The organism is Prevotella merdae, from assembly GCF_900290275.1.
Taxonomy (GTDB): Bacteria; Bacteroidota; Bacteroidia; order Bacteroidales; family Bacteroidaceae; genus Prevotella; species Prevotella merdae.
On record NZ_LT985324.1, the window covers coordinates 209,734 to 233,095 of the forward strand.

At 45.8% G+C, this 23,362-nt stretch carries 16 protein-coding genes and 1 pseudogene; 5 read left to right on the forward strand and 12 right to left on the reverse strand.

What is annotated here, in order from left to right; all coding sequences use genetic code 11:
• The first annotated feature begins 169 nt into the window (after positions 1-169).
• Positions 170-2,386 (forward strand): HRDC domain-containing protein, encoded by a 2,217-nt coding sequence (locus C9991_RS07285; protein ID WP_106811931.1) that lies wholly within the window; start codon positions 170-172, stop codon positions 2,384-2,386.
• Between the two features lie 241 nt (positions 2,387-2,627).
• On the opposite strand, the gene C9991_RS07290 is transcribed toward C9991_RS07285, so the two are convergent.
• The 6 genes and pseudogenes from C9991_RS07290 to C9991_RS07315 form a co-directional block, all read right to left on the reverse strand.
• Complete coding sequence (locus tag C9991_RS07290; protein ID WP_106811932.1) at positions 2,628-3,812, reverse strand: ABC transporter permease; 1,185 nt, start codon at positions 3,810-3,812, stop codon at positions 2,628-2,630.
• 6 nt (positions 3,813-3,818) lie between these two features.
• A complete protein-coding gene (locus C9991_RS07295; protein WP_106811933.1) occupies positions 3,819-4,988 on the reverse strand; it encodes an ABC transporter permease in 1,170 nt (389 codons plus the stop codon).
• A 39-nt stretch (positions 4,989-5,027) separates the two neighbouring features.
• Positions 5,028-6,014 (reverse strand): HlyD family secretion protein, encoded by a 987-nt coding sequence (locus C9991_RS07300; RefSeq protein WP_106811934.1) that lies wholly within the window; start codon positions 6,012-6,014, stop codon positions 5,028-5,030.
• 22 nt (positions 6,015-6,036) lie between these two features.
• Positions 6,037-7,524, reverse strand: coding sequence for a TolC family protein (locus C9991_RS07305; RefSeq protein WP_106811935.1), 1,488 nt, complete (start codon positions 7,522-7,524; stop codon positions 6,037-6,039).
• A 16-nt stretch (positions 7,525-7,540) separates the two neighbouring features.
• Positions 7,541-8,422, reverse strand: a pseudogene (locus tag C9991_RS07310) (DUF8429 coiled-coil domain-containing protein).
• Between the two features lie 147 nt (positions 8,423-8,569).
• Positions 8,570-9,319 (reverse strand): TIGR02757 family protein, encoded by a 750-nt coding sequence (locus tag C9991_RS07315; RefSeq protein ID WP_106811936.1) that lies wholly within the window; start codon positions 9,317-9,319, stop codon positions 8,570-8,572.
• Positions 9,320-9,717: 398 nt separating this feature from the next.
• On the opposite strand from C9991_RS07315, the gene gmd reads away from it, so the two are divergent.
• The 3 genes from gmd to ltrA all read left to right on the forward strand — a co-directional run bounded on the left by gmd (position 9,718) and on the right by ltrA (position 14,018).
• Positions 9,718-10,815 carry a GDP-mannose 4,6-dehydratase gene (gene gmd / locus C9991_RS07320; RefSeq protein ID WP_106811937.1) on the forward strand — a complete coding sequence of 366 codons (1,098 nt, stop codon included), beginning with the start codon at positions 9,718-9,720 and terminating at the stop codon, positions 10,813-10,815.
• Positions 10,816-10,887: 72 nt separating this feature from the next.
• Positions 10,888-12,096 carry a GDP-L-fucose synthase family protein gene (locus tag C9991_RS07325; RefSeq protein ID WP_106811938.1) on the forward strand — a complete coding sequence of 403 codons (1,209 nt, stop codon included), beginning with the start codon at positions 10,888-10,890 and terminating at the stop codon, positions 12,094-12,096.
• A 515-nt stretch (positions 12,097-12,611) separates the two neighbouring features.
• The gene (gene ltrA, locus C9991_RS07330; RefSeq protein WP_106810824.1) at positions 12,612-14,018 is read left to right on the forward strand and encodes a group II intron reverse transcriptase/maturase; all 1,407 of its coding nucleotides are present in this window, start codon (positions 12,612-12,614) and stop codon (positions 14,016-14,018) included.
• 106 nt (positions 14,019-14,124) lie between these two features.
• Here ltrA and C9991_RS07335 read toward each other — a convergent pair whose 3' ends face one another.
• From C9991_RS07335 to C9991_RS07355, 5 genes are all read right to left on the reverse strand, one after another.
• The gene (locus C9991_RS07335; protein ID WP_106811939.1) at positions 14,125-15,459 is read right to left on the reverse strand and encodes an NADP-specific glutamate dehydrogenase; all 1,335 of its coding nucleotides are present in this window, start codon (positions 15,457-15,459) and stop codon (positions 14,125-14,127) included.
• A gap of 40 nt (positions 15,460-15,499) precedes the next feature.
• Entirely contained in the window at positions 15,500-16,846 is a 1,347-nt protein-coding gene (locus C9991_RS07340) for a citrate/2-methylcitrate synthase (RefSeq protein WP_106811940.1), read from the reverse strand.
• 175 nt (positions 16,847-17,021) lie between these two features.
• Positions 17,022-18,569, reverse strand: coding sequence for a hypothetical protein (locus C9991_RS07345; protein WP_106812770.1), 1,548 nt, complete (start codon positions 18,567-18,569; stop codon positions 17,022-17,024).
• Between the two features lie 60 nt (positions 18,570-18,629).
• On the reverse strand, positions 18,630-19,664 hold the full coding sequence (locus tag C9991_RS07350) for an HlyD family secretion protein (protein WP_106811941.1): 1,035 nt from the start codon (positions 19,662-19,664) through the stop codon (positions 18,630-18,632).
• A gap of 34 nt (positions 19,665-19,698) precedes the next feature.
• Positions 19,699-21,009 (reverse strand): TolC family protein, encoded by a 1,311-nt coding sequence (locus C9991_RS07355; protein WP_232823275.1) that lies wholly within the window; start codon positions 21,007-21,009, stop codon positions 19,699-19,701.
• 146 nt (positions 21,010-21,155) lie between these two features.
• Here C9991_RS07355 and C9991_RS07360 point away from each other — a divergent pair, with 146 nt between their 5' ends.
• The gene (locus C9991_RS07360; protein WP_106811942.1) at positions 21,156-21,989 is read left to right on the forward strand and encodes a helix-turn-helix domain-containing protein; all 834 of its coding nucleotides are present in this window, start codon (positions 21,156-21,158) and stop codon (positions 21,987-21,989) included.
• Between the two features lie 17 nt (positions 21,990-22,006).
• Here C9991_RS07360 and C9991_RS07365 read toward each other — a convergent pair whose 3' ends face one another.
• Positions 22,007-23,350 carry a serine hydrolase domain-containing protein gene (locus C9991_RS07365; RefSeq protein WP_232823276.1) on the reverse strand — a complete coding sequence of 448 codons (1,344 nt, stop codon included), beginning with the start codon at positions 23,348-23,350 and terminating at the stop codon, positions 22,007-22,009.
• Positions 23,351-23,362 lie beyond the last annotated feature (12 nt).

Sequence of the window (23,362 nt, forward strand, 5' to 3'; positions counted from 1 at the left end):
TCGTATGCAAAATTACAACCATTTATTTAATAGACAAAATTAAAACAGGCAGAAATCGTGTGATTGTGTTAGGAGGGTTGGAATTAAATTAGTACTTTTGTAGGAATTTAATTTAAGTCAACTTTTTTAGTCGACTCATTCACTTTAAACAACAAGCATATCGGTATATATGGACATAAACGAACAGGCGCAACTTGCGTGGGACATAATAGAGACTACAAACACTAACCTCTTTCTTACGGGTAAGGCTGGAACTGGTAAGACAACATTCTTGCGCCGACTGAAGGAGGAATCGTCTAAGCGTATTGTGGTAGTGGCACCTACTGGTATTGCTGCCATAAATGCCGAAGGTGTAACCATACATTCGTTCTTCCAGTTGTCGTTTGCTCCATTCATTCCCGATGCCCAGTACAAACTTAAGGAACAGCAATACCGTTTCTCCAAGCAAAAGATACGTGTAATACAATCTATCGACACACTTGTGATAGACGAGATATCCATGGTGCGTGCCGACCTATTGGATGCTGTTGACAGCGTGCTGCGGCGTTTCCGCAAGAACCAATTGCCGTTTGGTGGTGTGCAGATGGTGATGATAGGCGATTTGGGTCAGCTTGCGCCTGTTGCTAAAGACGACGAGTGGCAAATGCTGTCGCGCTATTACGACACGCCATATTTCTTCTCGTCAATAGCACTTAAAAGCACACGCTATGCTATTGTGGAGCTTAAGACAGTATATAGACAGAGCGACTCACATTTTGTAGAATTGCTGAACCGTGTGCGCGACAACCGTGCCGACGATAAGGTGCTTGCCGCTCTCAACTCGCGTTATATTCCTAACTTTCAGCCAAGAGTGGAGGAGGGATATATCAGGCTGACAACGCACAACTATCAGGCTCAGCAGGAGAATGAACGACAGCTTGCGCTTTTGCCTGGTAAGCCTTACACCTACGAGGCATCCATTTCGGGCAAGTATCCCGAGATGCTTTTCCCTACAGAGCAAATACTTACGCTAAAGGAAGGTGCACAGGTGATGTTTGTAAAGAACGATTCGTCGGCAGACAAGGCTTTCTACAATGGTATGATTGGTACGGTGACGGAGATAAACGAGAAGAACTTCTTTGTACGTACAAAGGATACTGGTGTGGTGATAAAGGTGGAACCCGAACAATGGGAGAATACTCGCTACGAAATAGATGAACGGACAAACGAGATAACAGAAGAGATTGAGGGAACCTTTAAGCAGTTTCCAGTCAAGCCGGCTTGGGCTATAACTGTGCATAAGAGCCAAGGTTTGACCTTCGACCGTGCTATTATCGACGTTCAGCGAGCCTTTACTCATGGACAGACTTATGTGGCATTGTCAAGATGTCGCACGCTTGAGGGATTGGTGCTTAGCGCACCTCTGCCTATGTCGGCTATTATACGCGACGGGGCTGTAGACGATTATGTAAGCCGTGCAGTAGAGCATACTCCTAACAAGGAACAGATAGACCTGTTGCAACGCGACTATTATTTGTCGGTACTTAGCGAATTGTTCGACTTCCGTCCTTTAATGAGCGCGTTCAATCGTATGCTTGATTTGCTTATGGGCCACTTCCGTCGCTCGTATCCTAAACTCATTATCGAATATAAGGCACGACTGGAGGTGATAAAGACGCAGCTGTATGACGTGGCTGAGCGTTTTAAAATGCAGTACAACCAGATTGTGATATCTACACCCGACTATCAGGAAGATGTGCATCTGCAAGAGCGACTTACCAAGGGCGCAACTTATTTTGCACGAACCATATCCGATATTGAGACGCTTGTGAAGATTACTGATGTACAGACCGACACGCCAGAGGTTAAGAAGATGATGACGGAACTGCTGGCAACGCTTAAGGAACTTGTTATGCAGAAACGTGCCTTGCTCAACTATGTCAAGGACGATGGGTTCAGTCTTAACGAATATCTGCATCAGCGTGCTGTGGTGTTGATGGGCAAGGTTAATGAGGGTACAAAGAAGAATACGGCAAAACAAAAAACGGTGGCAAAGGACAGGTCTTCGGCAAAATCAATGGTTGAGGCTAAAGACAAGCCAGCTGCAAATACAAAGATAGAGGCAAAGGACAAGGCAGTTTCGGCTGTTCCAGAGCTTAAGGTGTTGCATCCCGAGGTGCTTGAGGCATTAACCGAATGGCGACGCCAACGCGCAATGAAAGCACACATGCCCACTTATTGCATATTGCAGCAGAAAGCGTTGATAGCCATTGCCAATTTGTTGCCTCAGGACAAGGAGGCTCTTGCCAAGATTCCGTTCTGTGGAAAAGTCAAGGCAGAGAAGTATGGCGACGAGGTTTTGGCGGTGGTAAAGAATGCGATAGAAGGGGGAGAAAAGTCAAAATAAATCTCCTCAAAAAAGTAATATATATTACTTGCCCATTTAATATATATTACTTTGCCATTTAATATAATATACTTGGGCATTTAATATAATATACTTTGCCATTTAATATAATATACTTTGAGGTGGCAAATGCAATGCGCCCCGAAGGGTAGGTTGTTCAACATCAAATGGATATTGAACACCATACCCTTCGGGGCGTACCATTTGCCACATTAGGTATATCTCTATATACAAATGTCAATTATTGTTTTTCTTCCTTGCGCCTTACTTGCCAGCGTGTTACCAGTGTGGCGAGCACACCATACACGGCTGCCTGCATCCACAAGGCTCTAACTTCTGACGTTATGTCGCAAAACACTCCACCGAGGGTGTTGAGCTTGATAAATCCCTGTATGCCGTATGTTGACGGGAAGAGGCAGGAGAACCACTGCCACATCTCAGGTATATTGCTCTTGGGCCACGACACACCCGACATAAAGAGGAAGGGTACAGACGTGAAGACCACAAGCAACATAACATTCTCGCGTTGACGTACAAAGAATGAGAACGTAATAGAGAAGAAGATGCAAGCCAACAGATAAGGCAATACAAACAGGGCAAAATCGTAGGCGTGCAGCAATTGTACGAAGTGGAACAGTCGTGGCACGGCAAGCAGCACCCAAGTGGCAATGAGCAGGAATAGCACAAGGAATCCCATTGTTCTGCCTACCATTATTCGTGCCAGTCCGAATCGTCGCTCGTACATATCGGTAAGTCTGCCAAATCGACGTTTCTCGTAGCTTGTTCCGTAGGTAATGCCAATGCCAAGCAACATCACCTGCTGTATGATAAGCACCAGCACACCAGGCAAGATAAAGTTGCCGTAGCCTCCGGTGTTGTTGAATATTGGAACGTCGGCAACGTTTATAGGACTTGCCGTTATTTGGTCGTCGCGGTTGGTATAATTGCCCGACAAGGCTATCTGTATATGAGCGTTCATATCGGCAGCCACAGCTGTGCACGTCTGGAATATTGCCTTATACGTAAGCATCAGTCCCATGTTGCAGTATACACTTACGTGAGCCTGCTCCATACGACCAAGTCGTCGGTCAAAGTCTTCGGGCAGCAATATGATGCCATACACCTCTTGTTGTCCAACAAGTCGGCTTGCCTGCTCAAGATTGTTGCATATGGCAGCCACGCGCACATCTGATGAGGCATCGACATGCCGTACAAACTCGCGGCTTGTTTGGCTATGCGAGTTGTCGACAACAGCCACAGGCACCTCTCTTACCACCTCGTTATTGTAAATCCACGAGTATAACAGAGGGTAGGCAAGCGGCAATAGTATTACGAAGAGCAATGCTCCCTCGTCCTTGAACATGTCGCGCATCTCGTGCAGCCATACCTTGGCTGTGTCTTCCCAGAATGTTCTTATCTTGTTCATAATAGTTTATTCCAAATATACATATTCTTTCAGAGCCTTGCTTATACGCAGCATTACAAACACAGGTGCGCATGCAAAGAACGTGAGTGCTGCCACGTTAATGGCAACATCTGTCCAATGGTTGCCGCCAAATACCACAATCTCGTAAATTATAAAGAAGTGGCGCATGGGGAAGAGCGCTGCAAGAGTCTGCAATGCTGGGTCCATAGCCAATGTAGGATAGGCTGTACCAACCATAGAGAAGCTCAATACTCCCCATAGTGAGCACATACTCATGGCCATACGCATTGATGGGAACAGTCCGAACATAAACACGCCGAATCCCTGAGCTGCAATAACACTTAGAGTACCAAGGCATATGATAGACCACCAACCGCCTGGATGTGGAAACTGAAGAATGCCGAATGTGTAGTACAGGTAGGCAAACATTATGACGAGCCATAATATGGTTTGTGGCAACATCTTGCCTGTAATGGCAACGAATGGGTTGCCGCCTGCCTTGGCATATAGCTCGCGTGCGGTGTCTTGCTTAAGTTCGGAGCCCATTGAGTAGGCTGTAACGAGGAATATGAACAACAGCAGGCACGTAGGCACAAGCATGGTAGACAGATATATGTTGTAGTTAACCCATGGATTGCCTACGGTGTGCAGGTCGATGGCTATGGGTTGAAGGAATGTCATTATCTGCTTGTCGGTATAGCCTTTTGCCGACATAACCGACTTGCCTACACCTGCCGAGGCTAATGTGGCAGCAGTCTTTAGGTCCTTGAACACAAGCGAGCCTGCCGTAAGCGACGCATAGCTGTAGTAGAAGCTAACGGTAGGTTGGCGTGAGGCAAGGAGGTTGGCTGTTGTTCCTTTAGGAAAATACAGAAAGCCATAAATCTCGTTGTGCTGCATGGCAAGTCTTGCCGACTCGAAGTTAGGGTAGTGGGCAACAACCTTTGACGATTGAAACGAGTCGAGCATACGGGTTAGCTTACGTGTTGTTGTAGAATTGTCGAGGTCTACAACGCCAACAGGCATGTCTTGAGGCTGTCCCTCTGCCATGAGCGACGTGAAGAAGAGTGTCACAAATATCGGGAAAACCACCATGGAGAAAAGATATATGCGGTTTGCCTTCAATCGGTGACACTCACGTATGGCTATTTGTTGTATTCGTTTGATGATGTTCATTTCTTAGTTTTACTTGTCAGCTCATCCGATGGCGTGTCTTTACTTCTTAAGTACAAGCGACATGCCCGGACGCAAGCCTTCTATTTTGTCTATAGGACGAGCCTTTACCTCAAAAGTCTTCAAGTCGTATTGTCCGTTCGACTTAGTGGCCTTCCATACGGCATATGATCCCTGGTCCTTGATGTAGTAGACCTTCATGCGTATGTCGCGCTTATATGCAGGAACAAAGGCTGTGATAATGCTGCCAATCTTCATTCCATCCAACTGGTCTTCGCGTACATTGAATGTGCCCCACATATCATTCATAACCGATACAGACATGATAGGCGAGCCAGTACCCACGAGTTCGCCTACCTTAGGATAAACATCGCTCACCTCGCCAGCCATCTGAGCTATCTGCATAGTTTCGTTGATATAGCTGTTAACCTCGGCTACAGCACCCTTGGCACGGCCTACCTGTGCAGCGGCAGCCTTTTTCTCCTCCATGCGTGCACCGTTTACAGCCATGTCGTACTGGCTTTGCGCAGCCTTTACTTGTGCCTCAAAAGCCTTGTAATTGGCAAATGCCTCATCGCGTTTCTGAGCTGTCATCACACCCTCATCGAATAGACGTTGTACACGATTGTACGACTTCTGTGCTATATCAAGGCCAGCCTTAGCCTGCTGAAGTACAGCAAAAGCGGCACGTACCTGCTCTTTGCGTGCTCCGTTATTAGCCATTTCGTCCATTGCGCTTGCAGCATTCTCGGCCGATTGAGCTTGTGCCATCTTGGCACGAACCTCAGGAGCATCGAGGATAGCAAGTGTGTCGCCTACGTTAACATAGTCGCCTTCTTTTACACGCAATTCAAGAATACGTCCGGGTACCTTGCTTGATACTCGGTACTCTGACACTTCTACCTGGCCCTGAATAGTCTCGGGTTCTTGCTTTAGCGATAAAGCTCCTATTGCAGCCACTGCCGCTATTACTGCCGTTGAACATGCGACAGTAATGAGTATATTCTTATGTTGTGATTTTTCTGACATAATATATATATAATGTGTGTTGTTATTGCAATACACCAAGTGCCTTGCGTAAGTTTACCTGACTTAGTTTGACGTCTATTTCGGCATCAATCTTCTGCGACTGCGCCTGCAACCATGCTGTCTGCGCAGCCATGACATCTGTGGTTTGTATTACGCCTTCCTTGAATCCAAGGTTGGCACAACGCAGATTCTCATCCGCATTTTCAACATTCTTTGTTGCCATTGCAAGACGTCGGTTGGCTTCCTTAACCTTGAATTGGCTCTGGCTAACTTGCAGTTCAATCTTTTCGGCAATGTCGTCTTTCTCAAGCTCAATCATAGCCGATGCTATCTTGCTTGCACGCACCTTGTAGGTGCCTTCCATCCAGTTCCACAGTGGCACGCGTACCATAACGCCTACATTCCATACGCCAGACAATTTGCGTTCAAAACCGTTGTATACATTAGGGTTGCTTGCAAGGTAGCCTCCCGTCATTAATACTTGTGGCATAAAGGCGGCACGTACAACCTTTGTAGACTGTCGACTAAGGTCTAATGAGTTTTGAAGCATCTTCAGTTCGGGACGATTCTCCATAGCTACCTGGCGGTCGGCTGGTTCGTCGCTTCCCATAGCTGCAAGATTTTCGGCATCCTCATCGGCAAGTGTAATGTCTGAGTCGACATTCAATCCGCACAATTGGCAAAGAAGCATCTTTGATAATACCAATCCGTTCTCGGCTTGGGTAAGAGCCATCTCTGCCTCATTCACCTTTACGTCAACCTTCAATCCGTCTGCGCGGGTGGCCACACCCTCCTTAATCATCTTCTTAACATCTTCGTCGAGCTTCTTAACCACCTCAAGATAGCTCTCGGCAAGACGTTTCTTATGCTTTACAGACACAACAGTCCAATAGGCTTGGTCGATGTCGTGCAGAGTTTTCTGGGTAGACATCTCGATGTTGTTTTGTGCAAGTTCTTCGCCAATTTGTGCCATTTTGTTGGCTGCCGTAATAGCTCCACCCATATATATAGGTTGTGTCACCATCACAGATATGGCATACATCTGTCGGGTGTCAGTATTAAGAGCATCCACAAACTTTTGTCCAACGTGGTTTACGGCTTCGCCAATCTTGCCTCCTACCTGGCCAAACAGGTTGCCAAATGATGTAGCCTGCTCAGGTGTAAGCACTCCTTGTTGGGCAAGGTTGGATAGGGCATTGGTTATATCGTTATGCAAAGCTCCCGTTGCATTGGTTCCGGCCTGTGATAGAGCCGACTTCTGGTCTTTGCTTAGCAATGATATTTGGCGACTTGTTAGTTCGTAGCCGCCTACCGCACTGACATGCGGCAGATACTTTGTTTTTGCAGCCTTGGTTGTATAGCGAGCCATGTCGAGTTGTAGTCTTGACGACGATAGCGTCTTGTTGTTGCGCAATGCCATTGCACGACAACTGTCAAGAGGCAACACTTGCTGAGCATGGCTCTCGATGGCTAATGAAGCCAAGGCCAATATTAAAAGCTTATGTTTCATCTTTATGAATAATCGATTACTTGAATGTGAAGCTGCGTGAGCCAATCATATTGCCGTCGGCAAAGATGCTGACATGATATGTGCCTTCAAGCAACGATTGCGACACATTCCAGAAAGTGCTGATGCTTGTTTCCTGGCCGTCGTACTCAACAGTCTTCTTCATTGTAGCCTAAAGTGTACGGTTCTGATAGTTGAAAGAACCGCCTCCACCAAGAGTTGTTCCCGATGGCGAAGTGATGCGTACATAGAATGTCTTGTGACCATTTTGGGCTGTAACGTTCTTGGCAATAGTGAAGTTCACCTGAACAGTCTTTGTCTTAGATGTCTTGTCGGTGTTCTTTCCTCTCTTGTTCTTAAGCTGCATAGAGATACCCGTGGCATCGAGCTGAGCGGCAATAGCCACCTTTTCAGACAAAGAAGCACGTTCGGTGTTAAGACCCTCAATTTGTCGTGTGGCCTCGCTGTATTGTCCCTTTATGCGTGTGTTCTCTGCTGTAAGGTTTTGGTTGAGACGGTTAAGCGAGTCAATCTCGATAACATAGCTGCGCAATACGGCACGCACGGTTGCAAGTTCCTTCTTAAGTCGGGCAATCTCGCGAGCGTCGTTGCTTTTTGTTTCCTTCAACTCCTTAAGCAGTCGCTCGGTCTTTTCCTGCTCTGCAGTAAGCTGTGCCACAATAGAGTCGTTGGTTATTTGGGTTTTCATCTCGCTGTATTGCTGTGCAAACTGCTGATACTCGTTCTCCATTTCCTTTTTGTCGAGGTCGGCGAGTTCTTGCATTGCCTTGTTTTCCTTCTTTTGGTTGTCCAAATTAACGTAGAGGTATGCTATTGTCCCAACAAGGGCAATACCTACTATACCCGCTACTATCCCAGTAATGAGCTTTTTCTTTTCCATAGTTGTTTTTATTGATATATCAATTATTTAAAATTAGTTTAAACTGATGCAAAGTTACTTTATTATTCGTAAAGCACAAAATAACGTTTGTTGTAAATGAATAATGTTTCCTAAAATGGAATATTATTCAAGATAAAACGAACAATGTTAGGGCTTTGCGTTGTCGTCTACACCAAGTCCGAAGAGTGCAAAGTCGCCTTTAAGCGGGTCGTCTGGAAAAATCTCAAGCATGGCATTGGTCAGTCTACGGGCTGTAGACATTGAGGCAGTACGACTATTTAGCAATCCCATACGGCATGCTTCTTGCACAACATGTGTGTCGAGAGGCATAATCAATGTACGGCGGTCGATGATATCTGACCATAATCCAAGGTCGACAACCGATTCTCCTCGCACCATCCATCTAAGAAACATGCACACACGCTTGCATGCCGAGGTGGTGTTCTTGGGTATAATCTTGCTTGCTCCTCGTTCGGCGAAGAACTGGCATATGGCAGCTACAGCCTCGATGCCCGTTTTAGAGTTGAGGCGTATATATTCTTTCATACTGCCATATTGAGCCAACATATCTTCGTAGGCTTCAAGAAGGCAGTGCATATCGTGGCATGTGTATAGACGGTAGTAGCATGCTGTAGTGTCGGGGATATAGTTTCGCCATTCGCCCGAACGTACCCATTTGTGTATTTCGTTGTGTGATGAGTTGAGCAGGAACTCAATCTTAGGAAAAAACTGTTTGCGCGATCCGTAGCTAAGACATGATGCAAGAAAGGCCATACACTCTTGGTTGGCAGCGCCATGTACACGATGCATAAATGAGCTTGGATCGGCTGGAAGAAATTGGGTTGTTTCGTATTTAGCGGCAAGACGCGCTATTTGTTGTTTTAATTCTGTTTGCATATAATAATTTTTGGGTGTAAAGGTACAAAAAAAAGCGATAACCTTCCCAGGCAACCGCTTCAAATCTTCAATAGGTATTAGTCTCTTCTTTAAGGTAAAAAGATTGTTTTCAGGATAACTGATGCAAAGATATTACATTTTTTATATATGCCAAACTTTTTTGGCAATTATTTTTGAAAAAAAGTTCCGTGTTCCCACACATACTGCAATTTGTGTAAGTTGTCTCTATGTTTTTCATGATTATGGATTGTTTGTGCAATCATATTGTCGTTTGGTGGTTATAATCTATTATAGGTTAAGACAATAAAAAGTTGAAAGTTTAGTTATATATATAAATGTAAAAAATTGAAGTGTGTAAAAAATAACATATTATTAAGATATATATAACAATCAAGAATATGGAAAATAGAAAAGTTGCCCTTATCACGGGTATAACTGGACAGGACGGTTCGTATCTTGCCGAGTTTTTGCTTGAGAAAGGTTATGATGTGCATGGAACAATACGCCGCTCGTCGGTTGACTATCGTGAGCGTATAGCTCATCTTGAAGGTCGCGATCATTTTCATTTGCATTATGCCGACCTTGGCGATTCAATGAGTATAATTCAGGTAATGAATAAGGTGCGCCCAACTGAGGTGTACAATCTTGCTGCCCAGAGCCATGTTCAGGTGAGCTTCGACTCTCCAGAATATACAGCAAATGTTGATGCCACAGGTGTGTTGCGCATTCTGGAGGCTATACGCCAGTGTGGTCTTACCAATACATGCCGTGTATATCAGGCTTCTACATCCGAGCTTTATGGCAAGGTTGAGGAGGTTCCGCAGAACGAGAACACACCGTTCCACCCTTATTCGCCATATGCTGTAGCCAAGCTTTATGGCTATTGGATTATACGCGAGTATCGCGAGGCATATGGCATGTTCTGCTGTTCGGGCATTCTCTTTAACCATGAGAGTGAGCGTCGTGGCGAGACATTCGTTACACGCAAGATAACTCTTGCTGCAGCCCGTATCAAGCAAGGCAAGCAGGAGCGATTGTATCTTGGCAATCTCGACTCGAAGAGAGACTGGGGATATGCCAAGGATTATGTGGAGTGCATGTGGCTTATATTGCAACACAAACAGCCAGAGGACTTTGTTATTGCTACTGGCGTACAGCATACGGTGCGTGAGTTCTGCTACTATGCCTTCAAGCATGTCGGTATTGAGTTGGAATTTACAGGCGAGGGCATCAACGAGAAGGGCATTGACAAGGCTACTGGAAAGGTGCTTGTTGAGGTTTCGCCCGACTTCTTCCGTCCTACTGACGTTGTAAATCTGTGGGGCGACCCAACAAAGGCACGTGCCGAACTTGGATGGAATCCAGAAAAGACATCGTTCGAGGAGCTTGTTCGCATTATGGTAGAGAGCGACATGGCAAAGGTGGCTGCCGACGATGCTGGCATAAAGGTGCGCTGCAACTTGGCCGAGTATCTTGAGAAGGGTGTTGTGAAATAGTATCAACCTTATATAATCGATTAGTATTAAACGTCAAACATTTAAAGCATTGTTTGCTAAAGACAATAAGAAATGTTAGCAAAAGACAGTAAAATATATATAGCCGGACACCGTGGACTTGTGGGTTCGGCTATTTGGAATAATCTAAAATCACGTGGCTATACCAATCTTATAGGCCGAACTCATGCCGAACTCGACCTTACCGACCAGTATGCCGTTGAACGATTCTTCGACGAGGAGCGTCCTGATGCCGTTGTGCTTGCAGCCGCTTTTGTGGGTGGCATTATGGCAAACTCGCTATATCGTGCCGATTTTATCATGCAGAACATGAAGATGCAGTGCAATGTTATAAGCAATGCTTATAGTCATGGGGTAAAGAAGCTGCTGTTCCTTGGATCTACATGTATATATCCCAAGAATGCACCGCAGCCTATGAAGGAGGATGCTCTGCTTACATCGCCGCTTGAATATACCAATGAAGAGTATGCTATTGCCAAGATTGCCGGACTGAAGATGTGCGAGAGCTACAATTTGCAGTATGGCACCAACTATATAGCTGTGATGCCAACCAATCTGTATGGTCCTAACGACAACTTCCACTTGGAGAATTCGCACGTTATGCCAGCTATGATGCGCAAGGTGTATCTTGCTCGACTGATACATGAGGGCGATTGGAAGGCTATAGAGGTGGATATGAACAAGCGTCCTATTAATCCCGACGCACATCTGCGCGAGAAAATAGGCGAGGGCAATGTTGACGGTTCGTCATCGCACGACCGTATTCTTGCCGCACTTGCCTATTATGGCATTACTGATAACAAGGTAGTGTTGTGGGGTACAGGCAGTCCGCTGCGCGAGTTCTTATGGAGTGAGGATATGGCAGATGCCAGTGTGCATGTGCTGCTTAATGTAGACTTTAAGGACGTTATCGGCATAGAGAAGTATTCGTCGGTGATGTATGGAGTGGATGCAAGCGGTGCTGTAGACCGCAACAACAGCGAGGGACGTGGTGGTGCTATTCCTTCGCTTGGCGAGATACGCAACTGTCATATCAATGTTGGTACAGGCAAGGAGCTCACTATACGTCGACTCTCTGAGCTTGTGGCTCGTACCGTTGGATTTGAGGGTGAGATAGAGTTTGATGCCAGCAAGCCAGACGGAACACCACGCAAGCTTATTGATGTGGAGAAACTTCACAGTCTTGGCTGGACTCATAAGGTAGAGATAGAAGAAGGTGTGGAGCGATTGTTTGAATGGTATCGCGATAGCCTTAAGGCATAGCCATTCTGTTGTGCCAATAGCCTTAAAGCAAGAAACAGAAGTAGGCAAAAATAAAAGGAGATACAGCTACAAAGCCGTATCTCCTTTTATTAGTACGCTCGGCATGAGCATTGTCTAACGGGTGAAAGTCCCGAGCAAGCCCTAATAGCGGGAATTGCATAGTCAAAGGCAAGGGTGTTCATCGCGAGATGAAATCTGAAGGAAGCCCAAGACAAACATCTGACCTAACGGACAGAAACTTCATATAAGGCATGTGACCGTGGGTGAGGTTGCTATTCAAACCAAAGCCCAATAGCTATTCGGAACGGTCGGTGTAAATGAAGTAGGTATAAGATGGAAAGACAACGCCCTTATCCGAGGAGGTCTCACGGACGCTTCAAATAGTTGTTTTTACGAAAGAAGTGGAGTAAAGCTTGCCGTGAGAAGTCAGCAGACGTCATAGTAGTGCAACAATCGATAACGTTGCACGAAGGGCTGAACCTAACAATTAAACGATAGTAATTGAAACATACCTTATGAAGGAAAGAATGCAGAAAACATTATCCCAAGTTAATGGCTGCCCCCAAAGAAATAGGTCGGAAACCGAATGGTATGGGGGAGTGCAGACCTTCATGTGGATGTGTGAAGACAACATCGTGGAAGTACCATTCGACAAGGAACACCTTTTCGAGCAAATTCTTAGTCCCACAAATCTCAATCGAGCATACAAAGCAGTTATGAGAAACAAGGGCTGTGGTGGTATCGACAAGATGTCGTGCGAGCAATTGTTCCCATGGCTCCTGACCAATAAGGATGAACTCACCCGTTCCTTGATGGACGGTTCTTACCGTCCGAACCCAGTAAAAAGGGTAGAAATACCCAAGGACAATGGCAAGATGCGCCTGTTGGGAATACCTACAGTAGTAGACCGTCTGGTGCAACAAGCCATCAACCAAGTATTGACTCCCATCTATGAGAACCAATTCTCCAAGACGAGCTACGGCTTCCGTCCGAGAAGAGGATGCCATGACGCACTACGAGGAGCGCGAAGGATAGTCAACGAAGGCTACATATATGTAGTCGACCTTGACCTTGAACGCTTCTTCGACACGGTGAGCCATAGCAAACTCATAGAAATCCTCAGCCGTACGATAAAAGACGGCAGAGTGGTCAGTCTTATACACAAATATCTCCGAAGTGGTGTAATGAACAAAGGTTTGTTTGAAGCGAGCGAGGAAGGAACTCCCCAAGGCGGTCCGCTAAGTCCATTGTTGAGTAACATAATGCTCAACGAATTGGACAAGGAACTTGAACGCAGAGAACTCCCCTTTGTGCGCTATGCCGATGACTCGATGATATTCTGCAAGTCCAAAAGGGCTGCAATGCGAGTGAAGGAGTCTATAACCCGATTTATAGAGAATACTCTATATCTCAAAGTCAACAAGGAAAAGACCGTAGTGTCGTATGTGCGCGGAGTGAAATACCTCGGCTACTCCTTTTATGTGATGAAAGGCGAATGCCAACTCACGGTGCACCCAAAGTCCAAAGCCAAGATGAAGTCAAGGTTGAAAGAACTGACAAACCGCAGCAATGGATGGGGATATGCCAAGAGAAAGCAGAAGCTGAAAGAATACATACGAGGTTGGGTCGGCTATTATCACTTTGCCAATATGAAGCGTCTCTTGCTTGTAACAGACGAATGGTTAAGACGTAGAATACGCATGTGTATATGGAAAGCTTGGAAGAAAGTCAAGACAAAAGTGGCAAACCTCATTAGATGCGGTATCAATAAATACCAAGCATACGAATGGGGTAACACTCGCAAGGGCTATTGGCGAATAGCTGACAGCCCTGTTCTAAAAAGGGCGATAGATAACAATAAACTACGCTCCGCAGGGTATGCTACTTTAATGGAGGCGTATCTCGAATGGTATCCAAAATAGGAACCGCCGTATGCGGAACCGCACGTACGGTGGTGTGAGAGGTCGGAAAACGAAAGTAGGAAGAAAACTGCTTCGTTTTCCTCCTACTCGATTTAATACATATTTATTATACTATACCCTGTGCCATCATAGCCTTGGCAACCTTAAGGAAGCCAGTAACGTTAGCACCGCGTACATAGTTTACGTAGCCATCAGCCTGTGTGCCATACTTGACACAGTTGGCATGAATCTCGTTCATGATATTGTGCAACTTAGTGTCGACCTCTTCGCTGCTCCAACGCAAACGTTCAGAGTTCTGAGTCATCTCAAGACCTGATACAGCAACACCGCCAGCATTGGCAGCCTTACCTGGAGCATAAAGCAATTTAGCATCCTGGAATACCTTGATAGCCTCAGGAGTAGAAGGCATGTTAGCGCCCTCGCTTACGGCTATAATGCCGTTGGCAACAAGAGTGCGTGCATCATCACCGTCAATCTCATTCTGTGTAGCAGAAGGAAGAGCAATGTCTGCCTTCTCGCCCCAAGGACGTGCACCGGCAACATACTTAACGCCATATTCTTCGGCATACTCGCGAATACGTCCGCGCTCAACATTCTTAAGCTCCTTTACATAAGCAAGCTTCTCTGCGTCGATGCCATCTGGATCGTAGATATAGCCATCCGAATCGGAAAGTGTAACTGGAATAGCACCAAGCTGTATAAGCTTCTCTACTGTATACTGTGCTACATTGCCCGAACCACTAACCAATACGCGCTTGCCCTTGATGTCAATGCCACGTGTCTTGAGCATGTTGTCAAGGAAGTAGACATTGCCATAACCAGTAGCCTCAGGACGAATGAGAGAGCCACCAAACTCCTGACCCTTACCGGTAAGAACACCAACAAATGTGTGTGTTAGCTTCTTGTACTGACCGAACATATAGCCAACCTCACGTCCGCCTACACCGATATCGCCAGCAGGAACGTCCTCGTCAGGACCAATATGACGGTAAAGTTCGTTCATGAACGCCTGGCAGAAACGCATAACCTCAGCATTGCTCTTGCCACGTGGCGAGAAGTCGGAACCACCCTTGCCACCACCCATAGGCAATGTTGTAAGGGCATTCTTGAATGTTTGCTCGAAGGCAAGGAACTTCAAGATAGATGGGTTTACTGAAGCGTGGAAACGAATGCCGCCTTTGTACGGGCCAATGGCATTGTTATGCTGAATACGATAGCCCATGTTGGTCTGAACATTGCCCTTGTCGTCTACCCATGTTACACGGAACGATATAATACGATCTGGAATGCAAAGGCGCTCAATAAGGTTGGCGCGGTCGAATTCAGGGTGACGGTTGTACTCCTCCTCGATAGTTCCGAGGACCTGACTAACGGCCTGTATATATTCAGGCTCGTTAGGGAAGCGCTGCTTTAGGCGCTCTACAGTTTCTAATGCGTTCATTCTTTTATTAGTGTTTAATGTTGTTTTTATTTAAATCTTTTTACCTATCCAAAAGTGATGAGTATTCTTTAACGTCGAGCACATTCTTGTAAGCCGGGCGTATGATTCGTCTGCCCTCCATATTAAGCTCTTCTATACGGTGTGCCATCCAGCCTACGATACGTGCCATGGCGAATATTGGGGTGTATATTTCCTGTGGCAAACCAATCATCTCGTATATGAATCCCGAATAGAAATCGACGTTGGCGCATATTGGTTTCTTCGTGTTGCGATGAGCCTTTACACACTTGATGCCTTCTTGCTCGAGCAGACGCAGAAACTCGTACTCTTTCTCGCGGCCTTTTTCCTTTGCCAGTTCGCCTGCAAGACGCTTAAGCTCCTTGGCTCGTGGGTCGCTTAGTGTGTATACTGCATGACCGATGCCATATATAAGTCCGGTCTTGTCGTACACCTCTTTGTTGAGAATACGGTTGAGATATGTGTCAATCTCGTCTACAGAGGTCCAGTCTTGTATCTGTTCCTTAAGGTGATGAATCATATTTATCACCTTGATATTGGCTCCTCCGTGCAGCGGACCCTTAAGCGAACCGATGCCAGCAGCAATGCTTGAGTAGGTGTCGGTACGGCTTGATGACGTTACACGTACCGTGAATGTAGAGTTGTTACCGCCACCGTGTTCTGCCTGAATTATAAGCAAGAGGTCGAGCATACGTGCATCAAGCTCGGTGAAGTCCTCGTGCTTGAGCATATACAGGAAGTTCTCGGCAATCGACATATTCTCTCTTGGGTGACGTATGTGCAGCGATCTGCCCTGTACACTGTGTCTGTAGATATTGTACGCGTATGCGATAATAGTAGGAAAGCGTGCTATAAGCTCCACCGCCTGACGCATAAGGTTGTCTCTTGAGAGGTCGTCTGGGTTTGGGTCGAACGTATACATCTCCAACACACTACGTGCAAGTATGTTCATGATGTTCGAACCTTCGAGGTCGATGATATGCACAATGGTCTTATGATCGAGCGACATATTGTCGTTGATAAGTTCCTTAAAGGCTTCAAGGTCCTCTTTGTCGGGCAGATTGCCTGAGAGTAGAAGGTAGGCAATTTCCTCAAATCCGAAACGGCGCTCATTTATGATAGGAGTTACAAGGTCATCAAGTTCGTAGCCACGATAGAAGAGTTTTCCTTCTGTAGGCTCAAGATGTCCGTCTTCGGCCCGTTCGTAGCCTACAACATTACCTATATTGGTAAGTCCAACAAGTACACCGCTGCCGTCTTCATTGCGTAATCCACGCTTGACACCGTATTTTTGAAACAAAGCGTTGTCTATCTTGCATGAGTTTTTTACCTCGTCAGATAATTTGTATATCAAATATTCCTTGTTCATAAATGCTACCGTTTTATCCTTAAAAAATCTCTCTATTTCTTTTTCGGATACAAAAGTACTAATTATATTTTATTTTGCAACTATTTATTGATTAAAAATAACGAAATGATTGGTTTTTATTGTAATTAGGATAAAAATGCAGCAAAGTAACAATAAAAAAGAACGCCAACAGCAATTAACTGTTGGCGACCTTCTTTTCTTTCTTTTTCATCATACGTCCCACAAAGTTCCATGTAGGCATTTTCTTTAGAGTGCTGCGCACAGGCTGTACATCCCATAGCAGGAAGACAATCAACACGCCTATTGCCACAAAGCAAGTGTAGCCATATAGTTGTCTTATGCTGATAGACATAATGCCAGTCATGTCATAAGGCAGACCTCGTCCTAGGTTGTCGGCTATTTGATGACGCAGTGCAAAACTGTAAAGTCCAGAGCACAGTGTGGCTATCGGACCGTTTCGGATAATACCTGCCATAGTCAGTCCCATAAAGAAATGTGCAAATGGCATTGCTTCCTCAAGGTATATGGTAAGTGTTGTAAAGAATATGGCATTGCCGAACGAGCGCATAAACACTGGCAAATACAACGCTTCGATGTTTAGTCCAGGCATTATAAGCAAGTACATCAGCACTGGATAGGCTGCGAGTGATGCCACGCCAACTGTCAGTAACTGCGTGTATTTAAGCTTAAAAACCTTAATCCATACCAAGCAGAACAGACATCCTGCCAGTGCCGCTGTCCATTCCACAAAGTTTAGGACATTTGTGGTAAATGTGCCAAAGTGTAATACTCCGCTCGTAAATGCAGTCTGCAGAACCTTAGGTGTAGAACCCATAAACTCTACAAAGGCAAAGAGCACAAGCAACTGCCATAGCCTTTTATACTTCCATGCCTCTGGGGCTATATAGGCATGGCGTATGTTGAGCATACGTCCGATGCACAGGCATAGTGTCAATATAAACATAATAGCTGCTGCCTGCATCTCGGGAGCATTGAGCCAGTTGTAGTATTCGCCGTAGTTGAAAAACCATATAAATTCAATCATTACCAGCGACCACAGCACACAGCCCAAATAGTCGATACTAACAAAGGGCAGTGGCTTCATAAAGCGAAAGTTGTGTGTGGTAATCATCACCGTCAGCGCAACAGTCAGTAGCAGCCCAATCATAAGCCAGTTAATGATGCGCCAGTCTTGGTATATATATATAAGGTGTTCGGTAATCCACGGCGAGAGGAACATGTTGCCGAGCACCAAGCAGTATAGCAAGGGGAAGAATATGGCGAAGTCGCGCTTTGGTGTCATCCACAACTGTATTGTAGACATGCACTCAAAGCATCCACAAAGCTTGAAGAATCCCGCAATATATGCAAGCACGCACATAAGTACCACTGACTGGGTGTACATTATAAGAATGTTGCACACGGCTATCATCAATGCTGCATTGATAAGCAATTGTCTGTTTGTAAAGCGAAACTTCATTCGGAAGAGCATAGGGAAGGGCATGTTTACACCCACCACGTTGCACATCACAATCATTAGCACATCTTCGCGCTTAAGACTGTATTCGCCCATAACCTGACTCATGGCTCCACCGTATATGCCACTCGACATTAGAAAGATGAATGCAAATGCAAGGTATATCCACGGCTGTAGGCGTCGTGGTATATATGGATTGAATGAGGGAACACGAAACGGTCCCTGAAGTGTTGGAGGTCCTGCCATTTGAGTTGTCTTTTTGTTGTTAGGTTCAGCGTATATCAACGTTTGTCCTAACGTTTGTTTCTATTTTTCTATGTTAACGTCTGCGTTCTCTCCGGCACGCAACATAGTTACCAACTTGGGGTCGTTGTTGGTTGTTATCTTTATACGTACAGGCACACGCTGTTCTACCTTTACAAAATTGCCAGTGGCATTGTCAACCGGAATCATAGAGTAGGCACTGCCAGCAGCTGCCGATATCGACTCAACCACGCCATTGAACTTGGCACCGGGCAATGCGTCTGTTGTAAACTCAACCTTGTTTCCTATCTTTATGCCATCCATTTGCGATTCGCGGTAGTTGGCTGTTATCCATACCTCTTTGTCGCTCACGATGCGTGCAAGCATCTGTCCGGGCTGCACAAGCTGACCCTCGTGTATGTCCTTGCGACTCATAACACCATCGCAAGTAGCCACTATTATTGTATACGACAAGTTGAGTCGTGCCAAGTGTACTTGTGCTTCTGCCACACTCTCACCAGCATGTTGTCCGTCTAGTTCGTGGTTTTGCACATTCTTTACAGAAGCAGCCGACTCTCTTCGGCCTTTTGCCTGTTCGTATCGTGCTTTGGCTGCAAGATATCGCGTGTGAGCATTGTCGTACTGTTGGCGTGTTACGGCATCTTTGGCTATCAAAACAGTAAAGCGGTCGAAGTCGGCTTTTGCATTTATCATATCCACACGTGCCTCTTCTATGCCAGCCGAAGCTGTCGACACGTTGCTTGCTGTTGTGGTCATGCTTGCCGATACAGCCGATGAACCCGACTTACGTCCTTTTAGTCCTGCCTCAGCCTGTGCTAGGGCAAGTCTGAATTCAGCATCTTCTATTATCACGAGTGTATCGCCTTTCTTTACATGCTGAAAGTCGTTGAAACGTATCTCCTTTATAAATCCGGGTACACGTGTGTTGATAGGAGTAATGTGGCGGCACACTTGTGCATCGTCTGTATATTCCATACCCATAGGATGCCAGAAATGGCTGAACGCCCAAACTGCGCATGCAGCTACAATACACACCACTACTACGTTGTAAATTCTTTTTATCTGTTTCTTGTTCATTGCTGTTTATATGTGTTTGTTTATGTCGTTGTTGTTAAATTTCGCCGGCAGCATACTTCAGTTGATAGTATGCGTATAGTATGTTTATTCTTGCGTCTACCTCTTGTAGCTCAGCGTTGAGCCTTATGTTTGATGCGTCCACCATATCGGTTATCAGTGCCAGCTGTCCCAGGTAGCGTGCGTTCACCACGTTATAGTTTTGTCTTGCCAGTTCCACGCTCTTGCGTTGTGTGTCAAGCTCGGTATATGTCTGCATATATTTAATGTATGCAGCGTTAGTGCGGTTATCTATAGCTTCGCGTTGCACGTTGTATTGTTGCTGTGCTATCTGTGTTTGGGCAGCAGCTTGTCGCACCTGTTTGTTCTTTTTGTAAAGTGCTCCGATGTTGTATTTCACGCCAACGCCTACGTACCAAATATTGAGATTCTTGTCTATGGGTGGTAGCTCGAAGGTTATCGGGCCGTCAAAATTGTTGGCAGCTACTATTGCCACCTTTGGCAGAAGCTCGCTCTTAGCTATGCGTTCTTTCTGTTGTGCAATGCCAATGTTCAGTCGGCTCTGTTCGAGCAGCGGCGATGTATTGGTCGAACGGCTTTGCCATGCAGCCTCAGGGTCGCGTGGCAGAGATGTCGATACCAATGTAGTGTCGGGCAGAACGTTTGTTTGCTGTGGCAAGGCAAGTGTGTTGCACAGTTGATGGTTCAGTATCTTTCGTGTGTTCTGCAGCTGTTCAAGACCAAGACTAAGTTGCTCCATCTGTAGCTCGTAACGCGTTATGTCGTTTTTTAGAGCCATACCTTGCTGCTGTCGTTGCTTGATGTCGGCTATCAGTTGTCGAGTCAAACTCATGTTTTCACGATACACGCGCATGCGGTTGTCCACCTTATATAAGTCGAGATACTGTCCGAGAGCTAAGAAGCGTGCTTGTTGACGTGTAAGTACAACGCCAGTTTCGGCTTGTTTTTTGCCTAATTCTGCAAGCTTTATGCCAGCGCTTAGCGCACCTCCAGTGTACACCGCCTGCTGTGCTTCGAGTGCAAACGAGTTGCCTAAATGAGGGGAATGCAATCCGTGAGCGTTAGAGAAATCACGGTCGGTTAGCAATGCATTGCCAATATAGCTTACTGATAGATTTGCCGACAAATCGGGTAAGCGTTGTGACAATGCTGCGTCTATGCCGTGTTGAGCTGCATCGACGTTTGTTTTGGCTGCGGCAAGTGTGCATGAGCCTTGCTCAACACGTTCAAACAGTTGCTCTAGCGTCATCGGCATTGCTGTCTGTGCGCAGACATTTGGTGTGGCAGCAAGCAATAATAAGGTAGGGAAAATAATGTTCTTTGTCACCTGAAATATATTTAATTGTTATTTTTTCGGGTGCAAAGGTATTACTTTTCGGTTATCTGTGCGTTTTAGATTTTTCCATGTATATGGACTATTAGGGAATATATGTTCGTTTATTTCACATAAAATAGCGATATTTGCAGACGATTATGCCAATAGATATAAACTTTTCAAAAACAACAGAGCCAAGGCTCTTTACTTCTGACCTTGCATCGTATGTATTAGACCCGCAGGTTGTAAACTTTGGTGCCATTATGATATGTCGCCATGGCAAGGCATGTGTGCGTGTCAATTTTGACGAGTGGCAGCTGTACGAAGGTGCTGTGTTGACGTTATTTCCAGGCGACGTTGTAAGCTTAGTGCAACATTGCGAGTTTGAGGTAGAGATGCTTCAATACGATGCTGTTATGTTGCGTGAGGCGAGCTTGCAGCTTGAGCAAACCGTATACGAGCAGTTGCGGGAAGATCGTTGCCGACAGGATTCGCTCGTTGTTACCGATATTATCAACTCCATGTTTCGTCTTTTACACGTCTACTTCGACCAGGTGGGCTGTGTCTGCATTGCCCAGCTTGTGTTGTTGCAGCTCAAGGCGTTCTTCATCGGATTTCATGAGTATTTGCAACGAACCCCTTCGGTACATCGTCAAGACAATTGTTCGCCACGTGTGCGACAATTGTTCAATAGGTTTATGATGCTTGTTGAACGAGATTATAAAAAATCGCGCGACGTAAACTATTACGCCGCGCTACTTAATATCACTCCTAAGTATCTCACAGTTATAGTGCGTCAGATAACGGGGCAGACACCCAAGCGCATTATCGACCACTACACGGTGTTGCAGTTGCGTCTTCGCTTGCGCAATAGCGAGTTTAGTATAAAGCAGATAGCATGGGAGTTTAATTTCTCTGATGTGTCTTTCTTCTGTCGTTTCTTCAAGCGGCATACGGGTATGTCGCCTATGGAAATGAGGGAGAAGGGGTAGGCATCAGGCCCTACCTCTTATTTCACAAACATATTGCGCTTGGGCATTTTGCTGCCAAACTTCTTGCGCAGCTTCTCAAACAGCGCCATAGTGTCCTTAGAGAATTCGTGTCCTTTCCATGTGCTTGTGTTTGTAATGAATACCCAGCACTCGCCATCGGCATATTTAAGGATAAGTGCAGCCGTTCCAACCAATGAGCCGGTGCGAATCCACGGACCACGTTTAGGTGTGAAGTTCCATCCCAATGAGAACTGATGGTTGGGCATTTCTTGTGTCATCATGCTCACAGCCTGTCGGCTAAGCACGTCTGGCACAGTAGGGTCGCCATCTATGGCAGCTACAAGTCGGCACACCTCTGCAGCCGAAGCAACCCATGCGCCAGCTCCAAGCGACGTTGTGATGTCGTTCTCGCCGTAGCATCTCACCACCATACGACCAGAGTTGTTAAACTCAGCTGCAGGCTCCGAACTTGAGTGCATATAGTATATCGACTCGTTATGTCGGCGGTCCTTAAGATAATTGCCAGCTATATGGAAGTCGTAACAGCCAGCAGGTTCTAGTACAAACTTCTGCATAAATCGTTCGTACGACATGCCAGTTCGCTTCTGTATGATGAGCGACAGCAGTGTGTAGCCAATGTTGCAGTAGCGTTGTGCGGTTCCAGGTGTGTAGCCAAGGTGTCTTTTAAGAACAATACGCAGCAGTGTACGGTGGTCGGGTGGGGTAGTAAGATGATTCTGCTGCATTATGTATCGTGTAGAGAATATTGCATCACCGGCATAATTTGTAAATCCTGCCTTGTGTCGTAACAATTGCTCAACGGTTATGTCGAAGTAGCGTTTGTCTCTGATAGAGTTTACGTAGAAAGTGTCGTTCAGAATGCCTTGCGGTCCAAACACCTTGTCAGACAACTTAACCTTACCCATATCGCGCAACTTCATAATGCCCACTGCCGTTATCAGCTTTGAGCAAGATGCCATGCGCAGTATGTTGGATGGTTCCATAGGTATCTGTTTGTCCTTGTCGGCAAAACCAAATCCGCGTGCATATATCAGCGAGTCGTGCCGCATTATGGCAAGCTGTGCACCATTAATCTCCCATCTTTTAAGGTATCGGCGCATAATAGAGTCCATAGGATGCAACTCTGGTTGTGCCGACATAGCATTGGTAAGGGTGTCGTTTAGATGCACACGGTGTGAAACCTCCTTAATGGAGTCGTTCTCCTTACTGTCCTTGCTTGAGCACGACGCGCATGTACATCGACAGATACACATTATTATAAGTACAACAAAGGTGAGGCACCCCATGCATGAGAGCCTCACCTTTGTGCGATATTGTTTTTTTATTCTGTATCCAAACATTATTTATTATTG